Source organism: Phascolarctobacterium faecium, assembly GCF_003945365.1.
GTDB lineage: Bacteria > Bacillota > Negativicutes > Acidaminococcales > Acidaminococcaceae > Phascolarctobacterium > Phascolarctobacterium faecium.
In genome coordinates this window covers 2,026,457-2,047,500 of record NZ_AP019004.1, presented here as the reverse complement: position 1 = coordinate 2,047,500, position 21,044 = coordinate 2,026,457, and the positions used below count along the sequence as shown (strand labels likewise).

Here is a 21,044-nt window from a genome sequence, read left to right as displayed (position 1 = left end):
TAAGCGAGAGAGGGTAAAAGCCCCGTAGACGAAAGGCAGAGCAGAGAGGCCGAGATCCAGAGTACCACGAAGCACGAGGAATTTTGTGGGAAGCAGGGGGGACCACCCTCCAAGGCTAAAAACTACTTGGCGACCGATAGCGCATAGTACCGTGAGGGAAAGGTGAAAAGAACCCCGGGAGGGGAGTGAAATAGTACCTGAAACCGTATGTCTACAAGCAGTCGAAGCGAAAGCGACGGCGTGCCTATTGAAGAATGAACCAACGAGTTATCTGCACTAGCGAGGTTAAGTGGAAGACACGGAGCCGCAGCGAAAGCGAGTCTTAAGAGGGCGCTAGTTAGTGTAGGTAGACCCGAAACCGCAGTGATCTACCCATGTCCAGGTTGAAGCGCAGGTAAAATTGCGTGGAGGACCGAACCGGTGAGCGTTGAAAAGCTTTCGGATGAGATGTGGGTAGGGGTGAAATTCCAATCGAACGCGGAGATAGCTGGTTCTCCCCGAAATAGCTTTAGGGCTAGCCTGAGGTAGTAAGTATAGGCGGTAGAGCACTGATCGGGCTAGGGGCCGTAAAGGTTACCGAACCCTGTCAAACTCCGAATGGATATACTGTAGAGCCTTGGAGTCAGACTACGAGTGATAAGATCCGTGGTCAAAAGGGAAACAGCCCAGACCACCAGCTAAGGTCCCCAATGTCGTACTAAGTGGAAAAGGATGTGGGGTTTCATAAACAACCAGGATGTTGGCTCAGAAGCAGCCACCATTTAAAGAGTGCGTAATAGCTCACTGGTCGAGAGACCCTGCGCCGAAGATTCCCGGGGCTAAAGTACGAAACCGAAGCTGTGGCTGTATACGTAAAGTATACGGGGTAGGGGAGCGTTCCCATAGGGTAGAAGTCGAACTGGAAGGTTCGGTGGACTTGTGGGAAGTGAGAATGTTGGTATGAGTAGCGAAAAGAAAGGTGAGAATCCTTTCCACCGAAAGCATAAGGATTCCTGAGCAACGATCGTCGTCTCAGGGTAAGTCGGGACCTAATCCGAGGCAGAGAGCGTAGGAGATGGACAACTGGTTGATATTCCAGTACCGGTAGTAATTGTTTGAGCAATGGAGTGACACAGAAGGGCAGGCAAGCATGCGAATGGAAGAGCATGTGTAAGCGTGTAGGGTGGTGCATAGGCAAATCCGTGCACTGAAAGCCTGAGGCGTGATGCGGAGTGAGCAGAGATGCGAGCGAAGTTGTTGACCCCACACTGTCGAGAAAAGCTTCTAGTGAGAGAGCTACCGCCCGTACCGTAAACCGACACAGGTATGCGGGGAGAGAATCCTAAGGTGCGCGGGAGAACCCTCGTTAAGGAACTCGGCAAAATGTACCCGTAACTTCGGGATAAGGGTAGCCACTGTTGTGAAGTCCCATGCGGATGGAGCATAGAGTGGTCGCAGAGAAGAGGCCCAAGCGACTGTTTACCATAAACACAGGTGCCTGCTAAAGCGAAAGCTGACGTATAGGTGCTGACACCTGCCCAGTGCCGGAAGGTTAAGGAAGGATGTTCGGATTAGTCCAAAGCATTCGACTGAAGCCCCGGTGAACGGCGGCCGTAACTATAACGGTCCTAAGGTAGCGAAATTCCTTGTCGGGTAAGTTCCGACCCGCACGAAAGGTGTAACGATTTGGGCACTGTCTCAACGAGGGACCCGGTGAAATTGAAATACCTGTGAAGATGCAGGTTACCCGCGACTGGACAGAAAGACCCCATGGAGCTTTACTGTAACCTGACATTGGGTTTTGATACATTACGTACAGGATAGGTGGGAGGCATGGAAAGCTGGACGCTAGTCTGGCTGGAGCCGACGTTGGGATACCACCCTTGATGTATTGAAATTCTAACCGCGAGAGTAACGAAATCCGGGACAGTGTCAGGCGGGCAGTTTGACTGGGGCGGTCGCCTCCGAAAGAGTAACGGAGGCGCCCAAAGGTTCCCTCAGCGCGGCCGGAAATCGCGCGAAGAGTGTAAAGGCAGAAGGGAGCTTGACTGCGAGTCAAACACGACGAGCAGGTACGAAAGTAGGGCTTAGTGATCCGGTGGTACCGAGTGGAAGGGCCATCGCTCAACGGATAAAAGCTACCCTGGGGATAACAGGCTAATCTCTCCCAAGAGTCCATATCGACGGGGAGGTTTGGCACCTCGATGTCGGCTCATCACATCCTGGGGCTGAAGTCGGTCCCAAGGGTTGGGCTGTTCGCCCATTAAAGTGGTACGTGAGCTGGGTTCAGAACGTCGTGAGACAGTTCGGTCCCTATCCATCGCGGGCGCAAGAGATTTGAAGGGGGCTGCTCCTAGTACGAGAGGACCGGAGTGGACGAACCGCTGGTGTACCAATTATCCCGCCAGGGGTACAGTTGGGTAGCTACGTTCGGAAAGGATAAACGCTGAAAGCATCTAAGCGTGAAACCAGCCTTAAGATGAGATCTCTCATAGAGCAATCTAGTAAGACACCTTAAAGAAGATGAGGTTGATAGGTCGGGAGTGTAAGTACAGCAATGTATTGAGCGGACCGATACTAATATGTCGAGGGCTTGACTTAAGTGACGCCCTGATTGTGACGAGCGCAAGCGAAGTCAGAATTAGAGGTGGCGGAACTTATATCGAAAAAGCGACCTAAGGGGAGCGTTTTCGATGAAAGTGAATCGCCGAAAAGAAGTAAAAACACACAGCAAACTCAAAAGTTTGTACTCTTCTATATAGTTTTGAAGGCTTAAAGAAAACCTTCAAGGATATCGTAAAATTTCTTCCCTGTTCAGTCAGGAATTTTGCGTTAGCCTGCGGCATTATTGTTAGCGTCGCAAAAGCTGCTCCTAAACAATAGGCGCAAGCGTCAATCCGGTGGCGATAGCTAAGGGGATCCACCTGTTCTCATCCCGAACACAGTAGTTAAGCCCTTAAACGTCGAAAGTACTTGGCTGGAAGCGGCCTGGGAGGATAGAAAGCTGCCGGTTAAAAAATAACCATACCATACGGTATGGTTATTTTTTTATGTTAGGTAAATACTATCCGGCCAGACCTTGCCCTGGGACACATGGCAGGCAAAACCGGAAGTAGCATGCCCGTGTGTATTGGAAAACTGTCTGTTAAAAAATAAGCATTATATATGATTCCTGAAATAATATAGTTTGCAAATACTAAAAATCTTATTCAAAGTACCAATATTTTAGATTATTATGAAAAATTACAAAAATGTAAAAATGATACATTAAGTTTACAAAAATAAATATCTTTTACTAAAAATATAAAGTTTTTATTGACAATCGAAATGCCGGATAGTAAGCTATAAAAGCACTTTGTTCTTTATAAATGAACTTTATTATGTGGGGGAAGATATTATGATGAAGATGAGTAATTTTAGATGGAAAGTTGCCTGGTTGATTTTTATCGTCAGTTTTGTTTCATATATGGATAGAGTAAATCTGTCTGTTGCTACTCCTGTTATTATGAAAGAATATGGTTTTGATAAAATAGATATGGGACTTATTCAATCATTTTTCTTTGCCGGTTATGCTTTGATGCAGGTTCCAGGTGGTATGATGGCTGAAAAGTTTGGACACCGGATTACAGGAAGTCTGGCTGTAATTTGGTGGTCTGTATTTACTGCTTTGACTGCTGTGGCAAAGGGAAAATTTTCTTTTGCTGCAGTAAGATTTTTGTTCGGTATGGGTGAAGGGCCTATTTATCCTGCTTTTGCGATTGCTATTTTCAGATGGTTTAATAAAAAGGAAAAAGGCAACGCCAGCTCATTTTTGTTGAACGGTTCTTTTTTGGGGCCAGTAATAGGGCCGGCTTTGACTGTTGCATTGATGTCTACAGTTGGTTGGAAAATGGTTTTTTTGATTTTTGGCATTGTGGGGATCTTAATGGCTTGGGTATGGCATAAATATGTTCCTGAAAATCCTGCAGAAAGCCCCTATGTTAATGAAGCTGAATTAGCTCATATTAACGAAGGACGTACTGATGTTCCAATTGTAAAAAAAGCTGCTCCGTGGGGTAAATTATTTACTTCTGTACAGTTTTGGGCTATTGGTGTGCAGTATTTCATCACCGATTATATTATGTTCGTATTTTTGGCATGGCTGCCGCTTTATTTAATGGAGGCACACAGTTTCTCACTTGCAAAAATGGGCATATGGGCAGCAATGCCGTGGCTGACTTTGATTATCATTACCTTCAGCAGCGGTTATTTCTGTGATAAAGCTATTGCCAAAGGTGCTTCACAATATTGGATACGTACTTTATGTGGTTCTGCTGGAATTATAATTTGTTCCCTGGCTTTGTATATTGCTACAAGAACCGCTGATCCTATGCAAAACGTAATGTGGCTATCTTTATCACTGGGGTCGCTGGGATTGACTTTCAATGCCTCCTGGGCCTGTGCGATCAATTTAGGGGGAGAGTTTGCCGGTTCTATTTCCGGGTGGATGAACTTCTGGGGAAATATTGGTGGCGTCATAGCTCCAACTTTAACTGCCTGGATCGCGACCAGCTACGGTTGGGATGCTGCACTGATCGCAACAGCATTATCGGGTGTTGTTGGCGTATTGGCGTGGTTCTTAGTCCGTCCTGATAAAGCTATTGTATAATCAATTCTACTGTAAAGTACTTGCAAAGATGAGTAAACTTTGCTATAATGCCTAAGTAATCAAATAACAGACAGTTCGTGACCATCCTGTCTCAAAATAAAACTACGGGTGTTCTGCTTAAAGCAGAACTGTTTTAACATGGATGGGACGAAAATTTTGATTTTCGTCCTTTTTTATGTAGTTCCGTTCTTGGTCACAGCAAGAAAGGAGCATAGTAATATGAAAAATCTCACTAAAACGCAAAAATTGACTATTTCCGCCTTGTGTATGGCTTTATATCTGGTTGTTATGATGTGTACGCAAAGCTTTGCATTCGGACAGTACCAGGTACGCATTGCGACGGCTTTATATGGTTTGAGCGCTATCTTTCCTTTCCTGATAATTCCATTTGGTTTGGTAAATGTATTGGCAAATACTCTGATGGGTGGTTTGGGACCTTTGGATATGTTAGGCGGCGGTTTGGTTGGTATTATGACAAGTCTGACAATAGTTTATGCTAAACGCCATGATTTAGGTAATTGGGCTGTGATGCTGGCAATTACTTTAGTACCGGGGTTAGGAGTGCCGGTCTGGCTTTCTGTATTGCTGGATCTGCCTTACTGGCTGTTGGCGTCTACTGTTTTAGTAGGCCAGTTTATCTCCGGTGTCGTGGGTATGGTATTGGTGACAGCTTTAGAACGCTGTGAAATATTTAATTTTGCTTCAGCAAAAAAATAAGGAGGATTTATGACTTCTGGAAGAGACCAAAAAGAATTGACAGGCGTGAGCCTTTTAGGCAATAAAACTAAGTATCCTACGGACTATGCTCCTGAAGTACTGGAAGCTTTTATTAATAAACATCCCGGCAATGATTATTTTGTAAAATTTAACTGCCCGGAATTTACAAGCCTGTGCCCGATGACAGGACAGCCGGATTTTGCTGCGATCTATATTTCCTATGTGCCTGATCAGAAACTTGTAGAAAGTAAATCGTTAAAGCTGTATTTATTCAGCTTTCGCAATCATGGCGATTTTCACGAAGATTGCGTAAATATTATTATGAAAGACCTGATCAAGCTGATGGAACCGAAATATATAGAAGTTTGGGGTAAATTTACTCCGCGCGGAGGTTTGGCGATCGACCCATATGCCAACTATGGCAAACCGGGCACAGAGTGGGAAGCAGCTGCTAAAAAACGTTTGATGATGCATGATATGTATCCTGAAAATGTAAGTTATCGTTAGTAAGATTTTACTTTAAAGCCGAGGACTGTTCTTCGGCTTTTTATTTTTTGTTTGAAATTTAATAAATAAATTATGATTTGTTGCTGTTTTTAACACAACACCACTTTTTTTCTTTTATACCTTGTGCTACAATAGACTAAATGAAGATTTCTGAAAATTTATTTTTAGAGCTAGTGGGACTAAAAATGGACCACGAGGGACAAAATACGCTGGGAGATCACTATGGACAGTATTATTAATTTACAGAAAAAAATCGTTCCCGAGCTTACAAATCTTTTAGTTCAGAGATACCAGATATTAAGGCAGGTGAGCCATGAGTATCCTATCGGACGCAGGGCTTTGGCTGCCAGGCTGGGGTTGAGTGAAAGAGTATTGCGGGCACAGGTCGATTTTTTGAAAAACGGTGGTTTACTGGCATTTTCTTCTGCCGGAATGTCGGTGACTGAAGAGGGCGCGGATATTCTGAAAGAGCTTGCTGATTATGTCCGTAAATTGCAGGATCTGAACTCTTTGGAACAGTTTTTATGTGAACGCCTGGATATTGGGCGTGTAGTCATCATTCCAGGAGACTCTGACCAGGAAGAGGTGGTCAAACGTGAAATCGGCCGTGCTGCGGCGAGGATTCTTGGAAATCTGCTGAATGACGGCAAAGAACATATCGTTGCCGTAAGCGGTGGTACAACTATGGCTGCCCTGGCTGCTAATGTAAGCGGCAATGAGCCTAAAACAGTTGTAGTACCAGCCCGCGGCGGTTTGGGTGATAATGTTGAATTACAGGCTAATACTATAGCCACAGTCCTGGCTCAGCGGCTGGGAGCATCTTACAGGCAGCTGTATGTCCCGGACAGCGTCAGTGAAGAGATACTGAATAGTATTTTAGCAGAGGATATTGGGGTCAAATCTGTGGTTGATATTATCAAACAGGCCGATATCCTGGTGCATGGTGTAGGACAGGCTTCAGTAATGGCACGGCACCGCAGGCTGCCGCCGGAATTCATAAAAAAACTGCTGGATGACGGCGCCGTAGGCGAAGCGTTCGGGCAGTACTGCGCTTTAGATGGCAGACAGATCTATATGACAAACAACGCCGGACTGATGCTGCAGGATCTGCCAAAGATCGGAACTGTTATCGGCGTAGCCGGAGGACGGTCTAAAGCAGCAGCTATCTTGTCAGTAATCAGGGCGTCGCGTCAGGATATACTGATAACTGATGAAGCAGCAGCTCACGACATAGTGAGAATGTTGGAAAATGATTAAGGTTACAAGGCACATTAGTGCAAACATATAATTTGCTCAAAGCATAAAAGGAGGATTTTTATCATGACAAAAATTGGTATTAATGGTTTTGGCCGTATCGGCCGCGAGGTTTTCCGTGTTGCTTTTACTAATCCGGAGGTAGAAGTAGTTGCCGTTAACGACTTGACTGATGCTGCAACTTTGGCTCATCTTTTGAAATATGACTCTGTACATGGCACTTTCCCGCATGAAGTTTCTGTTGACGGTGATAATATCGTTGTTGACGGTAAAAAAATCAAAGTTATCGCTCAAACAGATCCTGCTAAGCTGCCTTGGGGTGAATTGGGAGTTGAGATCGTAGTTGAATCTACTGGACGCTTTACTGAAGGTGAAAAAGCAAAAGCGCACTTGACTGCCGGCGCTAAAAAAGTAATTATTTCCGCACCTGCTAAAGGCGAGGATATCACTATCGTTATGGGTGTTAATGAGAAAAAATACAACGCTGCGGAGCATCATATCATTTCAAATGCTTCCTGCACTACTAACTGCCTGGCTCCGTTTACCAAAGTGCTTTTGGAAAACTTTGGTATTGAAAGCGGTTTGATGACTACTGTCCATTCCTATACAAATGATCAGAAAATCCTTGATTTACCGCATAAGGATCTGCGTCGTGCCCGTGCTGCGGCGATGTCCATTATTCCTACTACTACCGGAGCTGCGAAAGCAGTTTCTCTGGTGCTTCCTGAAGTCAAAGGCAAATTGAATGGCTTTGCTATGCGTGTGCCGACACCAAATGTTTCCATTACTGATTTGACTGTTGTTTTGGAAAAAGATACTACTGTTGAAGAAATAAATGCCGCTTTGAAAAAAGCAGCTGAGGGTGAATTAAAAGGCATTATGGGTTATAATGAGCTGCCTTTGGTTTCCAGAGATTACAATGGCTGTCCGTTGAGTTCTATCGTTGATGGTTTGTCTACGATGATGGTCGGCAAAAGAATGGCGAAAGTTGTCAGCTGGTATGATAACGAATGGGGTTATTCCAATCGTGTGGTAGATCTTGCTGCCTACATTGCTAAACAAGGCCTGTAATTAAAGGAGTATATCATTCTAATGGATAAAAAAAACCTGTGTGATTTAGACGTTGCCGGTCAAAAAGTTCTGGTACGTGTCGACTATAATGTGCCGATGGACGAAACCGGTAAGATTACCGATGATACCAGAATTTGTGCTTCGTTAGAAACTATCAAATATTTACTGGAGCATAAAGCTGCGGTCATTTTGATGGCGCATTTAGGCCGTCCTAAAGGACAAGTTAATATCAAATACAGTCTGGCGCATGTTGCCAAGCATTTGGCAAAGCTGCTGAATATGCCTGTTGCTTTTGCAGGTGACTGCATCGGTGAAGAAGCTGAAAAAGCAGTACAGAAGCTTAAACCCGGTAAGATTTTGATGCTGGAAAACCTGCGCTTCCATAAAGAAGAAGAAAAAAATGATATGGATTTTGCCGAAAAACTGGCATCTTTAGCAGATCTGTATGTTAATGACGGCTTTGGTGTTTCTCATAGAGCCCATGCTTCGGTGGAAGGGGTTACGCATTTTCTGCCTTCAGCAGCAGGCTTTTTACTGGAAAAAGAAATTCGCTTTGTCGGACAGGCTGTGGAAAATCCACTGCATCCCTTTGTTGCTATCATTGGCGGTGCCAAGGTTTCCGACAAGATCGGCGTGATCGAAAATCTTTTGGAAAAAGTCGATACCCTGCTGATCGGCGGCGGTATGGCCAATACTTTTTTAGCTGCTCAAGGGCATAAAATGGGCAAATCTTTAGTTGAAGATGATAAGATCGCTTTAGCAAAAGAACTGCTGGCTAAGGCCAAAGCACGTAAAGTAAAATTGCTGCTGCCGGTAGATCTGGTAATGGCAGAGACGTTTGCTGCCGATGCCAGCCATAAAGTTGAAAAAGTAGCTAAGCTGGATCAAAAATATATGGCTTTGGATATTGGCCCTGCGACCAGCACTTTGTATCAGGATGCGTTGCAGGATGCTAAAATGATCGTGTGGAACGGGCCCATGGGTGTTTTTGAAATGGCTGCCTTCTGCAAAGGGACTGAAGCTGTCGCTCAGGCTGTTGCTAAAAGTAGAGCTATGAGCATTGTCGGCGGCGGTGATTCTGTGGCTGCCATTGAAAAGCTGGAGCTGGCTAAAAAAATTACGCATATCTCCACTGGCGGAGGCGCTTCGCTGGAATATCTGGAAGGCAAGGTCCTGCCAGGTGTTGCGGCTTTAGATGATGTACGCCGTAAAATTGTGGCCGGCAACTGGAAAATGCATAAAAATGTGGATGAAGCAGTTGAACTGGCTGAAGATATCGTCAGTGATACTAATGGGACACTGAACGAAGTAGTTGTTTTTCCGCCGTTTACAGCACTGGAAAGCGTTGCTGAAGCCATTGACGGTAAACATGTAGGCTACGGAGCTCAGGACCTGCATTGGGAAGATGAAGGCGCTTATACAGGTGCTGTTTCCGGTAAAATGATTGCTGATATCTGCGCTGAATATGTTTTGATCGGTCATTCTGAACGCCGCACCATGTTCGGTGATAATGAAGTGGCTGTTGCTAAAAAGATGCGAGCTGCATACAGAAATGGTTTGAAACCGATGTTATGCGTAGGTGAAAATGCCCAGGAGCGCGCAGAAGGAAAGACTTCACGTAAAATCAGCATGCAGCTGAAAAGTGCCTTAAAGGGCATTACTCCTGATGAAGCGGAAGTTTTGGTTGTTGCCTATGAACCATTGTGGGCTATTGGCAGCGGTCAGGCTGCAACTGCTAAAGATGCTCAGGAAGTATGCCTGCTGATCAGAAATAAGCTGGAAAAACTATTTTCTGCAGATATCGCGCGTAAGGTTCGTGTTTTATATGGCGGCAGCGTTAATGCTAAAAATGCCGCAGATTTTGCAATCAGCGGTATCGACGGAGTTCTTGTAGGTGGGGCGAGCCTGGATGCGCAAGCGTTTTCTGCTATCGCACGCAGTATATAAGGGGTGACGAAAATGGCAAAACAGCCGCTATTGCTGATGATTTTAGATGGCTGGGGTATTGCTCCGGCAGGGCAGTATAATGCAGCTGCTTTGGCAAAGACACCTAATTTGGATGCTTTGTTCGACAAATATCCGCATACGCGCTTATCCTGTTCTGGTGCAGCCGTAGGCCTGCCAGACGGGCAGATGGGTAATTCCGAAGTCGGTCACTTGAATATCGGGGCAGGGCGTATTGTATATCAGGAGCTGACAAGGATCACTAAAGCAATAAAAGACGGTGACTTTTTTGAAAACACTATTTTGAGTAAAGCTATGCAGACCGTAAAAGCCAACGGCAGTGCGCTGCACCTGCTGGGTCTTGTTTCTGACGGTGGAGTGCACAGTCATATCAGTCATTTGTTTGCTCTATTAGAAATGGCTAAATTGCAGGGACTGAACAAGGTTTATGTACATGCTTTTTTAGACGGACGAGATGTTGGACCGCAGACTGCCGATGTTTATCTGGCAGAACTTGACGCGGAGATGAAGCGTATCGGCGTGGGTAAAATCGCTACAGTAGCAGGGCGTTATTACGCTATGGACCGCGATAAACGCTGGGAACGTGTGCAGAAAGCTTATGACGCTATGGTTTTGCATGACGGCACTGTTTGTACTGATGCGGTCAGCGGTGTGCGTGCTTCTTATGCGGGCGGGGTCACTGATGAATTTGTAGTTCCGTTCATAGCTGCACCTGAAGCAGATTCCTGCGTCAAAGCCGGTGACGGCATGATTTTTTTCAATTTCCGTCCCGACAGGGCAAGGCAGCTGACCAGAGCCTTTGTAGATGAAGAATTTCCTTATTTTGCGCGTCCTCAGACAGCCCGTCCGGTAAATTTTGTTTGTATGACGCAGTATGACGAAACTATAAAAGCTCCCGTTGCCTTTGCTCCGGAAACGCTGGAAGATACGCTGGGCAAAGTACTGGCTGACCACAAGCTTCAGCAGCTGCGGATCGCCGAAACGGAAAAATATGCTCATGTGACCTTTTTCTTTAATGGCGGCGAGGAAGAACCGAATGTTGGTGAAGACAGAGTTCTGATTCCGTCACCGAAAGTGGCTACCTATGATCTGCAGCCGGAAATGAGCGCCGAGCTTGTGACAGATAAGCTGGCAGAGCTTCTGGATACAGATAAGTACGACATGATAATATTGAATTTTGCCAATCCCGATATGGTAGGGCATACAGGCGTGCTGAATGCTGCTGTCAAGGCAATGGAAACTGTCGATGCCTGTGTGGGGCGTATTGTTGAAAAGGTATTGTCACTGCATGGAACAGCCTGTATTACGGCTGATCATGGCAATCTGGAAAAGATGCTTGACGAAACGACAGGGCAGCCTTATACGGCTCACACAACGAATCAGGTTCCTTTTTTGGTAGTCAGTGATGAAAAACATACTTTGCACGAAGGCATTTTGGCTGATATTGCGCCGACGCTGCTGGAACTGCTGAAAATCAAGCAGCCTGCTGCGATGACAGGGAAAAGTCTGTTAACAGATAAAAATAAATGATGAGGTGAAGTTAGAGTGGCAATGATTACTGAAGTATATGCAAGAGAAATTTTGGATTCCCGCGGCAATCCGACTATCGAAGTAGAGGTTTGCCTGGAAGACGGTTCCGTTGGACGCGCTGCTGTTCCTTCAGGAGCGTCTACCGGCGCGCATGAAGCGGTAGAGCTGCGTGACGGTGATAAAAACCGCTATCTGGGCAAAGGCGTGACTAAAGCAGTCGATAATGTCAACGACGTTATTGCTGAAGCTTTGATCGGCCTGGAAGCAACCCGTCAGGTAGAAATCGACGAGATGCTGATCCGTTTGGACGGGACACCAAATAAAGGAAAATTAGGCGCCAACGCTATTTTAGGCGTTTCCATGGCTGTAGCCAAGGCTGCCGCTGCTTCTGTAGGGTTGCCGCTGTATCTGTATCTGGGCGGTGTTTCCGCACAGGAGCTGCCGGTACCGATGATGAATATCCTGAACGGCGGCCAGCATGCTGATAATAACGTCGATATTCAGGAATTTATGATCATGCCGGTCGGCGCTGCAAGCTTCAGCGAGGCTTTGCGCATGAACGCTGAAATCTATCATGGTTTAAAGGCCCTGCTGAACGCTAAAGGACTGGGAACAGGCCTGGGTGATGAAGGTGGTTTTGCGCCGAATCTGAAATCCAATGAAGAGGCGATCGAAGTCATACTTGAAGCAGTGAAAAAAGCAGGCTATAAACCGGGCGAAGATATCATGATCGCTTTAGACGTTGCTGCCAGCGAATTTTATAAAGATGGAAAATATCAGATGGAAGGCGAAGGTTTGGTAAAAACCTCCAATCAAATGGTTGATTATCTGGCTGCTTTGTGCGAAAAATACCCGATCGTTTCAATCGAAGACGGTTTGGCGGAAGACGACTGGAAGGGATGGAAAGCGCTTACGAAGAAATTAGGCACGAAAGTTCAGCTGGTTGGCGACGATCTGTTTGTTACCAATGAAGAACGTTTGCTTGAAGGTATCAAAAATGATACTGCTAACGCTATTTTGATCAAAGTCAATCAGATCGGTACTTTGACAGAGACATTCAATGCTATTGAAACTGCTAAACGGGCAGGCTATACCTGTATTATTTCGCATCGCAGCGGTGAAACCGAAGATACTACATTGGCAGATATTGCCGTTGCTGTCAATGCCGGACAGATCAAAACAGGTGCTCCGGCACGTACTGACCGCGTGGCCAAATACAACCAGCTGCTCCGTATCGAGGAAGACCTCGGCGGCGCTGCCAAGTATAAAGGCAAAGCTGTATTTTACAACATCAATAAATAATCGGAGTAACGGTTATTTTGAAGCAGGGCAGATACCGGACGCGTATTTGCCCTGCTTTTTACTAAATTTTGTACAATTTTTTATATTTTACCGTTGTAAGCTGTATAACATTATGATAGAATAGTTAGGTACTAAGTAAAAGAGGAGGTAAGCTTTGTGATTGCAACTGTCTTAATGGTATTAGACGTAATCGTCTGTATCGCCTTGATAGCGTCTGTGTTAATGCAGTCCGGGAAGGGCTCAGGCTTGTCAGATGCGTTCGGCGGAGGCGGTGGTGGTGCCTTCTTCGGCAAGGGTAATGATGTTGATACTTTAATGGCTAAAGTTACGATTGGTTTGGGTACTGCTTTTGGTATCATCACGCTTGCTCTGGCAAAAATCAACGGTTAATTTGGTTAAAAAGAACGCTCTGCGTTCTTAATTTTTAAAAACTCAAAAGAAACAGAAAGGGGATCAATGTTTTGAGTACTTATTTAATTTTATCCATAGTCGTCGGTCTTGTTGCCCTCGGCGTGGCAGTAATGCTCAGTAACGCTATCAGCGCTGCTAATGCCGGTACTGCCCGTATGAAGGAGATCGCTGGCTATATCCATGAAGGTGCAATGGCATTCCTGTACAGAGAATACAAATATCTTGCTATCTTCATCGTTGTTGTTGCTGCAATTATTGCTACATTCTTATCAGTAAGCACTGCGCTCTGCTTTATCGGCGGTGCTGTATTCTCCATCTGCGCAGGTTATCTGGGTATGAACGTGGCTACTAAAGCTAACGTTCGTACAGCTGAAGCTGCCCGTCACGGCATGAGCGAAGCTCTGAAAATCGCTTTCTCCGGCGGCGCTGTAATGGGCCTGGGCGTTGTAGGCCTTGGTATTGCCGGCCTGGCTGTAGCTTATTTTGTTTTTGACCGTAACATTGATATTGTTACCGGTTTTGGTCTGGGCGCAAGCTCGATCGCATTGTTTGCCCGTGTTGGCGGCGGTATTTATACTAAAGCTGCTGACGTTGGCGCTGACCTTGTTGGTAAAGTTGAAGCCGGTATTCCGGAAGACGATCCGCGTAACCCTGCTACTATTGCTGATAACGTAGGCGATAACGTAGGCGACGTTGCCGGTATGGGTGCCGACTTGTTTGAATCCTATGTAGGCGCAATTATCTCCGCCTTGACTCTGGGTGCAGTTGCATATCCCGGCGGTGAAGGTGTCGAATTTGTTTTCATGCTGGCTGTTGCCGGTATCCTTGCTTCTATCATCGGTGTTATGTTTGCCCGTTCCAGCAAATCTCAAAACCCTCAGGCTGCACTGAACAGCGGTACTTACATCGGCGGTGCTATCGTTATCGCTGCTGCTGCTTATCTTTCTAACAGCCTGTTTGGTTCTCTGGATGCATTCTGGGCTATTGCAGCAGGTCTGCTTGTTGGTATGATCATTGGCAAGATCACCGAGATCTATACCTCTGCTGATTTCGGGAGTGTTAAGAAAATCGCTCAACAATCCGAAACCGGTCCGGCAACCACTATTATTGCCGGTTTGGCAGTTGGTATGTATTCTACTTTCTGGCCTATGCTTTTCATCTGCATCGGCGTAATCGTATCCTTCTTTGTAATGGGCGGCGCTACTAACGGCGGCATGGGACTGTTCGGTATCTCTCTGGCTGCTGTAGGTATGCTCTCCACCACCGGTTTGACCGTTGCTGTTGACGCTTACGGCCCGATCGCCGACAATGCCGGCGGTATTGCTGAAATGTCCGAGCTTCCTCCTGAAGTTCGTGAAATCACTGATAAACTTGACTCAGTTGGCAACACTACTGCTGCTATCGGCAAAGGCTTTGCTATCGGTTCTGCTGCACTTACTGCACTGGCTCTGTTCTCTGCTTATGCGCATACCGTTAACCTCACTACCATTGACTTGCTCAATCCTGTAACTTTGGTTGGCCTGTTCATCGGCGCAACTCTGCCGTTCGTTTTTGGCGCTATGACCATGGAATCTGTTGGTAAAGCCGCTTACGAAATGATCGAAGAAGTTCGTCGTCAATTCCGTGAGATCCCTGGTTTGCTGGAAGGCAAAGCTAAAGCTGACTATCGTAAATGCGTAGATATCTCTACTGCTGCTGCCTTGCACGAAATGATTCTGCCGGGCGTTCTGGCAATCGTTGCTCCGCTGCTGATCGGTTTCCTCTTTGGTACTGAAGCATTGGGTGGTATGATTGGCGGCTCTTTGGCAGCCGGCGTGCTGGTAGCTATTTTGATGGCTAACGCAGGCGGTGCCTGGGATAATGCTAAAAAATACATCGAATCCGGTGTTCATGGCGGTAAAGGCAGTGAAGCTCACAAAGCAGCTGTTACCGGCGACACCGTAGGCGATCCGTTCAAAGATACTTCCGGACCTGCAATGAACATCCTCATCAAATTGATGACTATCGTTTCCTTGGTATTTGCTCCGGTTCTGGCTGCTCATGGCGGCATTCTTCTGAACTTCTTTAAATAAGAATTGTAAGTTGTTTGTAAAATCCCACATCTTCGGATGTGGGATTTTTTTTCATATGGTATAATAATATAGTATAAGTAAGATTAGGAGCGTAATTACAGTGCAGTCATTCAGTGGTAATGAAGAATTTTTCTTTCAAGGCGGCAAACAGGGTATAGTATTGGTTCACGGTTATACGGGAGCTCCGGGAGAGATGCGCCTGCTGGGAGAATATCTGCATCAGCAGGGGCTGACAGTACTGGGCGTGCGTTTAGCAGGGCATGGTACTACGCCGCAGGATCTGAACGAGACCAAATGGCAGGACTGGTATAAGGCTGTAAGCGATGGTGTGTATCGCCTGCAGGCTGGCTGCGATAGAGTTTCAATAGTGGGACTGTCCATGGGAGGACTGCTGACTATTAAAGCTGCGGCTGAATTACCGGTAGCGAAAGCGGCTATCCTGGCAGCGCCGATTTACGTTTGTGACAGAAGGGCTCCTTATCTGCCGTTACTGCGTTTTTTTATCCGTTACCTGAAAAAACGTCAGCGCCAGTATCAGGTGCCGGCAAGCTACAGCGTTTGTTATCATATGATGCCGGTCAAGCCGCTGAGCAGCCTGTTTGAGCTGGTCGATTTGTGCAAAAAAAAGTATTTGCAGTCAATAAAAATACCCTGCCTGGTGATGCAGTCAAAAGTAGAGCATACGGTAAAACCTGCCAGCGCTCAATATATTTATGATCATCTGGGCACAGCTGATAAAAAACTTGTTTGGTATCATCATTCCGGACATATACTGACCCTTGATAATGAACGGGATGATGTTTTTCAAAAAATTTATGAATTTTTGATGGAGTAAGAAAATGCAGGAAAAAGAATATACCTGGTGCTTTGCCTGCGGCAAAGATAATCCTATCGGTTTAAAAATGGAATTTACAATGGATGCCGAGGAATGTGTGGCTTATTTTACACCCAGACAGGAGCATCAAAGCTATGACGGGAGAATGCATGGCGGTCTGATCAGCGTCTTACTGGACGAGATCATGGGCCATTACCTGTTCGTCACAGAAGGAAAACCTGCCTATACGGCAAAAATGGAACTGCGTTACCGGCAGCCCGTTATGATTGGTGAAACGGTAAAATGTGTAGGCCGGCGTTTGAAACAAAAAGGCCTTCTGGTAGAAATGCAGGGCCAAATAATTACGAAAGATGGCATCGTAGCTGCTGAAGCAGTGGCAAAAATGATGCTTGAGGAAGACAATGCAAGCGAAAAGCAGTAAAACAACAATATTAGATTTTATGCGGAGCAGCTCGTATGCACCGCAGACAGCAGAAGCACTGATCGAAACGATCCCCATTAGCGGAAATCTTGATCACTTCTGGAAAGACATGCTGGAACTGGAAGAAAACGGTGAGATTATTAAAACCCGTTTCGGGACCTACGGCCTGCCTGAAAAAATGGGCTTGGTCGTTGGCAGATTCCAGCTGACCAGCAAGGGATTTGGGTTCGTGATACCTGATAACAAAGGCGAACGTCCCGATGTATTCATTCCACCCCGAGCTTTAGGCGGTGCAATGAACAATGACCGTGTAATGGCACGTGTGGAAAGCTCCAGCGGCGGCAATAAGCCGGAGGGAGAGATAATTCGTATCATAACTCATGCGAATAATAAGATTGTCGGTATTTTTCATCAAAGCGGCGATTTTGGCTTTGTAACACCCGACGATAAACGTATCGGGCAGGATATTTATATTATGAAAAGACATTTCGGTGGGGCCAAGACCAACCAGAAGGTAGTGGCAGAAATCACCGAATGGCCGGTTGAACGGCGCAACGCCGAAGGCAAGATCATTGAGATTTTGGGCAACGTAGGCGATGTGGGGCTGGAGATCCTTTCGATCATCAAGCAGAATGATCTGCCGCTGGAATTTCCGCCGCAGGTCATCGAAGCCTCGAAACGTGTGCCTAAAAGCATCAAGCAAAGCGAATTGGAAGGCAGACGTGACTTGCGCGATCTGCCGATCGTGACTGTTGACGGTGACGATGCTAAAGATCTGGACGATGCTGTTTATGTGAAACAGCTTGGCAAAGATGAATTTTTATTGGGTGTACATATCGCCGATGTCAGCTATTATGTAAAAGAAAACGCTGTTTTGGATAAAGAAGCACGTGAGCGCGGCACCAGTGTCTATCTGGTAGACAGGGTGCTGCCGATGCTGCCCGAGCGTTTATCCAACGGTATTTGCAGTCTTAATGCAGGCGAAGACCGCTTAACGATGTCCTGTGAGATGCATATCGACCGTAAGGGCCGCATTTTAAGCTACGAGATATTCCCATCGGTCATTCATGTCCGCCACCGTCTCAGCTACCGTATCGTGCGTGAGATACTGGTGAACGGTGACGAAGGACTGGCGCAGAAGTACGAAGATGTAGTACCAATGCTGAAAATGATGGAAGAGCTGTGCCTGGTGCTGCGTAAAAAGCGTACGACACGCGGTGCTATTGACTTTGATCTGCCGGAACAAAAGGTCATTCTGGACGAACAGGGCCGACCGGTGGAGATCGTGCAGCGGATCCGCAGCATAGCTGAATCTATTATCGAAGAATTTATGCTGGCAGCCAACGAAACTGTTGCGCGCCATATGTTTAACCAAAAGTGGCCGTTTATCTACCGTGTCCACGACTTGCCCAACGAAGAAAAAATGAAAGACCTGGCCAAGCTTCTGGCCAACTTTAACGTTAAGCTCAAGGTCAGCGAAGAAACGAAACCGGGCGAAGTGCAGAAAGCTTTGGCGGAAATGGCTGGCAAGCCTGAGGAACGGCTGGTATCGACAGTAGCTTTACGTTCGCTGAAACAGGCTGTTTATCAGACCGAGAATATTGGGCACTTTGGCTTGGCGGCAGAGTATTACACGCATTTCACATCGCCGATCAGGCGTTATCCTGACTTGATAGTGCATCGTCTGCTGCATGAATGGGTGAGCGACCCGGCAATGAATGCCCAAAAAAGCGAAAAGCTGGAACTGAACCTTGACGCGATCGCCGAACATTCCTCGATCCGTGAACGTGCGGCTGCAGAAGCAGAACGTGCTACGGTCGATTTGAAAAAAGCGGAATATATGGCCGGCCATATCGGCGAAGAATTCGACGGAGTTATTTCCGGCGTCACTGCCTTCGGAATGTTTATCGAACTGGAGAACGGTGTTGAAGGGCTGGTACATATTTCCAGCCTGATGGACGATTATTATGAGTTCTATGAAGACAGATACGCCCTGCTGGGCTCGCATACACGGAAGGTCTACCGTTTGGGTGACCCGGTGCGGATCGAGGTCTTACAGGTCAATATTGCCGACAGGAACATCGACTTTATTATGGCCGGTGAGAACGATGCTGTGCGCGACAGGATCAAGGCCCAGCTTTTAGGGCAGCGCAGCCATGCTTCGGCACGCAGCGCGATAGAAAAAAGCGGCGGCAAAAAACAGGGTAAAAGCGGCAGTCGCAAAAAGCCGCTGGAGAAACGCGGCAAAGGCGGCGTTGGCGGCAATAAATATGTCAATCACGCGAAAAGCAAGAAAAAAGGCCGCAAGAAAAAATAACCACAACCAGGTGAACAATAATGGCAGAAAAGAAAATCAAAATCATCGCGGAAAACAGAAAAGCCAGACATGATTTTACGATCCATGAAACCTACGAAGCCGGTATTGAGCTGACAGGTACGGAAGTAAAATCACTGCGGGCAGGCAAAGCCAATATGAAAGACAGCTACGCCCAGATCACCAAAACGGCCGAGGTCTATGTTTATAACCTGCATATTAGCCCTTATGATCAGGGTAACCGTTTCAACCATGAGCCTTTGCGCAACCGCAGGCTGCTGCTGCACCGCGAGGAAATACGCCGCCTGATCGGCAAGGTCAAAGAAAAAGGCTACGCTTTGGTGCCTTTAAAAATGTATTTTACTCACGGGCTGGTAAAAATGGAGCTGGCGCTGGCGACTGGCAAAAAGCTGTATGATAAACGGCAGGACCTGGCTAATAAAGACGCCAGGCGGGAAATGGAACGCGCAATGAAAGAGCGTAACCGTTAAAAGTTGCATATTCTTCACAGGACGCCGCTTGCAAGTAGCAGGCGCCTGTGTTAGAATAATTAGAGCCTTACAGGCCATATTTATAACCGGGGATGTACTGGTTTCGACGGGGGTAGGTGTGGTATGATAAGCGAGCCGTGGTTCCGTTAGCACGTTAAACGGCGGACGTTTAAAGTAAACGCAAAAACTGATTACGCTTTAGCAGCTTAATGCTAACGTCTTTCCGATCCTCCTCCCATGGGAACGGAAAAGACGCAAACAGTGGGATACCCGTAAGCCAATTCTCGGAGGCGGACAGGGGAAACTCATCGAGATAGCGACCGCGAAGCCTGCCGCTTGGCGTCAAGGAAGCAAAATCTAAATTAGCGGCTGCGCTCGGAGAAAGTCATATTGCAATATTTTCGGACAGGGGTTCGACTCCCCTCATCTCCACCAATTGCACTAATTTAAAACTTATCATAAAATACGACCCTGGCGACAAGCCGAAGGTCGTATTTTTTATGCCGTGACAGTTGTAAAAACAACGGTAAATATTTGAGTGTAACTAATGTTTTTAAAAGTATCATTTGTAAAATTTAAAATTATTTAAAATATACTAAATGTTGAAAAAGTTTTACTATAGTTGACTTTGTTATACAAAATGCTATAATTGTATTAAGAAAATAGGAGGTGTTTTATGAAATTATCTAAAAAATTATTTACAGCAGGGGTTGTCGCTGTACTGACCTTGAGCGTTGCCGCATCGGCTTTGGCGGCAGAATTGACTGTTAAAGCGAAAAAAATCAACGAAGGCCAGGTGAAAATATCCACACCGGTCATCACCGGATCTGAAGGCGGCGTAAAGATGGATACGCTGTTGACGCAAATGACTACCAAAAATACTGTAGCTGAGATCTATAAATATTTATCCAGCGACAGCCAGAAAATCACTTTAGACAACTATCTTGATTTCACTAACGGTTCTCCTGATCCTGTCAAAGAAGGCTTTGCACTTGTAAAAGGCAGCGCTTTCCTTGTAAATGCAGGTTTTGATAAAGAACAAAAGGCACTGGGCAAAACACAGGCTGCTGAAAAATACAGATTGGATATCGACTATACTGCTTATACAGTCGATTCCGAAATTTTATCGTTGGAACAATACGCCAGCGCTTATACCGGCGGTGCGCATGACAACGAATCTATCACAACGCTGACCGTTAACCCGAAAACAGGCAGGATCTATACCCTGGCCGATATGTTCGTTCCCGGCAGCGACTATAAAGCACGTTTGGAAATGCTGATCGCTATCCAGCAAAAAGGCGATAACAGATTGCTCGAACAAATGAAAAAACCAACCGTTGCTTATCAAAAAGTTATTATTTCCGGTAACGAAAAATTCTATCTGAATTCTGATCTTGATAACTGGGGCATTTATGTTGTTTACAACCCGGGTGAAGTTGCACCGATGGCAGCCGGTATCCAAAAATACTATCTGCCTATCGATACGATCTCAGATATTATCAGCTATCAACTGAAATAAGTAAAATA

General features: G+C 46.1%; 15 protein-coding genes, 2 rRNA genes and 1 other RNA gene (1 of these 18 cut by a window edge). All 18 read left to right on the top strand.

The genetic code is table 11. From position 1 onward, the window contains the following. Positions 1 to 2,580: ribosomal RNA gene (locus PFJ30894_RS09870) — 23S ribosomal RNA — on the top strand; it begins 330 nt to the left of the window's first position. A 295-nt stretch (positions 2,581 to 2,875) separates the two neighbouring features. Continuing rightward, positions 2,876 to 2,992 (top strand): 5S ribosomal RNA (rrf, locus tag PFJ30894_RS09865). Positions 2,993 to 3,373: 381 nt separating this feature from the next. Further along, positions 3,374 to 4,627, top strand: coding sequence for an MFS transporter (locus PFJ30894_RS09860; RefSeq protein WP_442417837.1), 1,254 nt, complete (start codon positions 3,374 to 3,376; stop codon positions 4,625 to 4,627). A 219-nt stretch (positions 4,628 to 4,846) separates the two neighbouring features. Next, positions 4,847 to 5,344, top strand: a complete 498-nt coding sequence (locus tag PFJ30894_RS09855; protein ID WP_021717198.1) for a QueT transporter family protein — start codon at positions 4,847 to 4,849, stop codon at positions 5,342 to 5,344. Between the two features lie 9 nt (positions 5,345 to 5,353). Continuing rightward, the gene (gene queF, locus PFJ30894_RS09850) at positions 5,354 to 5,851 is read left to right on the top strand and encodes a preQ(1) synthase (RefSeq protein WP_113077642.1); all 498 of its coding nucleotides are present in this window, start codon (positions 5,354 to 5,356) and stop codon (positions 5,849 to 5,851) included. A gap of 222 nt (positions 5,852 to 6,073) precedes the next feature. Continuing rightward, on the top strand, positions 6,074 to 7,108 hold the full coding sequence (locus PFJ30894_RS09845; protein ID WP_021717200.1) for a sugar-binding transcriptional regulator: 1,035 nt from the start codon (positions 6,074 to 6,076) through the stop codon (positions 7,106 to 7,108). 60 nt (positions 7,109 to 7,168) lie between these two features. Beyond that, positions 7,169 to 8,176, top strand: a complete 1,008-nt coding sequence (gene gap / locus PFJ30894_RS09840) for a type I glyceraldehyde-3-phosphate dehydrogenase (protein WP_113077643.1) — start codon at positions 7,169 to 7,171, stop codon at positions 8,174 to 8,176. 21 nt (positions 8,177 to 8,197) lie between these two features. Next, on the top strand, positions 8,198 to 10,123 hold the full coding sequence (gene tpiA / locus PFJ30894_RS09835; protein WP_125669726.1) for a triose-phosphate isomerase: 1,926 nt from the start codon (positions 8,198 to 8,200) through the stop codon (positions 10,121 to 10,123). Positions 10,124 to 10,135: 12 nt separating this feature from the next. Further along, complete coding sequence (gene gpmI / locus PFJ30894_RS09830; RefSeq protein WP_113077645.1) at positions 10,136 to 11,671, top strand: 2,3-bisphosphoglycerate-independent phosphoglycerate mutase; 1,536 nt, start codon at positions 10,136 to 10,138, stop codon at positions 11,669 to 11,671. Between the two features lie 21 nt (positions 11,672 to 11,692). Continuing rightward, positions 11,693 to 12,973: a phosphopyruvate hydratase gene (eno, locus tag PFJ30894_RS09825; RefSeq protein ID WP_155163980.1), complete on the top strand. Its 1,281-nt coding sequence runs from the start codon at positions 11,693 to 11,695 to the stop codon at positions 12,971 to 12,973. A gap of 156 nt (positions 12,974 to 13,129) precedes the next feature. Next, a complete protein-coding gene (secG, locus tag PFJ30894_RS09820; RefSeq protein ID WP_021717205.1) occupies positions 13,130 to 13,363 on the top strand; it encodes a preprotein translocase subunit SecG in 234 nt (77 codons plus the stop codon). Positions 13,364 to 13,434: 71 nt separating this feature from the next. Beyond that, a complete protein-coding gene (locus tag PFJ30894_RS09815) occupies positions 13,435 to 15,456 on the top strand; it encodes a sodium-translocating pyrophosphatase (RefSeq protein ID WP_113077646.1) in 2,022 nt (673 codons plus the stop codon). Positions 15,457 to 15,556: 100 nt separating this feature from the next. Beyond that, the gene (locus tag PFJ30894_RS09810; protein WP_197714937.1) at positions 15,557 to 16,291 is read left to right on the top strand and encodes an alpha/beta hydrolase; all 735 of its coding nucleotides are present in this window, start codon (positions 15,557 to 15,559) and stop codon (positions 16,289 to 16,291) included. A gap of 4 nt (positions 16,292 to 16,295) precedes the next feature. Beyond that, entirely contained in the window at positions 16,296 to 16,712 is a 417-nt protein-coding gene (locus PFJ30894_RS09805; protein WP_125669725.1) for a PaaI family thioesterase, read from the top strand. Further along, on the top strand, positions 16,693 to 19,029 hold the full coding sequence (gene rnr, locus PFJ30894_RS09800; protein ID WP_125669724.1) for a ribonuclease R: 2,337 nt from the start codon (positions 16,693 to 16,695) through the stop codon (positions 19,027 to 19,029). The genes PFJ30894_RS09805 and rnr overlap by 20 nt, the downstream gene beginning before the upstream one ends. A gap of 20 nt (positions 19,030 to 19,049) precedes the next feature. Further along, positions 19,050 to 19,517 (top strand): SsrA-binding protein SmpB, encoded by a 468-nt coding sequence (smpB, locus tag PFJ30894_RS09795; protein ID WP_021717210.1) that lies wholly within the window; start codon positions 19,050 to 19,052, stop codon positions 19,515 to 19,517. An 88-nt stretch (positions 19,518 to 19,605) separates the two neighbouring features. Further along, positions 19,606 to 19,952, top strand: a transfer-messenger RNA (tmRNA) gene (gene ssrA, locus PFJ30894_RS09790). Between the two features lie 241 nt (positions 19,953 to 20,193). Beyond that, complete coding sequence (locus PFJ30894_RS09785; RefSeq protein ID WP_125669723.1) at positions 20,194 to 21,036, top strand: RsiV family protein; 843 nt, start codon at positions 20,194 to 20,196, stop codon at positions 21,034 to 21,036. Positions 21,037 to 21,044: the final 8 nt, after the last annotated feature.

Coding starts and splice junctions, on each gene's coding strand:
- queF (WP_113077642.1), top strand. CDS start 5,354: ATGACTTCTGGAAGAGACCAAAAAGAATTGACAGGCGTGAGCCTTTTA.
- tpiA (WP_125669726.1), top strand. CDS start 8,198: ATGGATAAAAAAAACCTGTGTGATTTAGACGTTGCCGGTCAAAAAGTT.
- eno (WP_155163980.1), top strand. CDS start 11,693: ATGATTACTGAAGTATATGCAAGAGAAATTTTGGATTCCCGCGGCAAT.
- rnr (WP_125669724.1), top strand. CDS start 16,693: ATGCAAGCGAAAAGCAGTAAAACAACAATATTAGATTTTATGCGGAGC.
- gpmI (WP_113077645.1), top strand. CDS start 10,136: ATGGCAAAACAGCCGCTATTGCTGATGATTTTAGATGGCTGGGGTATT.
- smpB (WP_021717210.1), top strand. CDS start 19,050: ATGGCAGAAAAGAAAATCAAAATCATCGCGGAAAACAGAAAAGCCAGA.
- PFJ30894_RS09855 (WP_021717198.1), top strand. CDS start 4,847: ATGAAAAATCTCACTAAAACGCAAAAATTGACTATTTCCGCCTTGTGT.
- PFJ30894_RS09805 (WP_125669725.1), top strand. CDS start 16,296: ATGCAGGAAAAAGAATATACCTGGTGCTTTGCCTGCGGCAAAGATAAT.
- PFJ30894_RS09845 (WP_021717200.1), top strand. CDS start 6,074: ATGGACAGTATTATTAATTTACAGAAAAAAATCGTTCCCGAGCTTACA.
- PFJ30894_RS09785 (WP_125669723.1), top strand. CDS start 20,194: ATGAAATTATCTAAAAAATTATTTACAGCAGGGGTTGTCGCTGTACTG.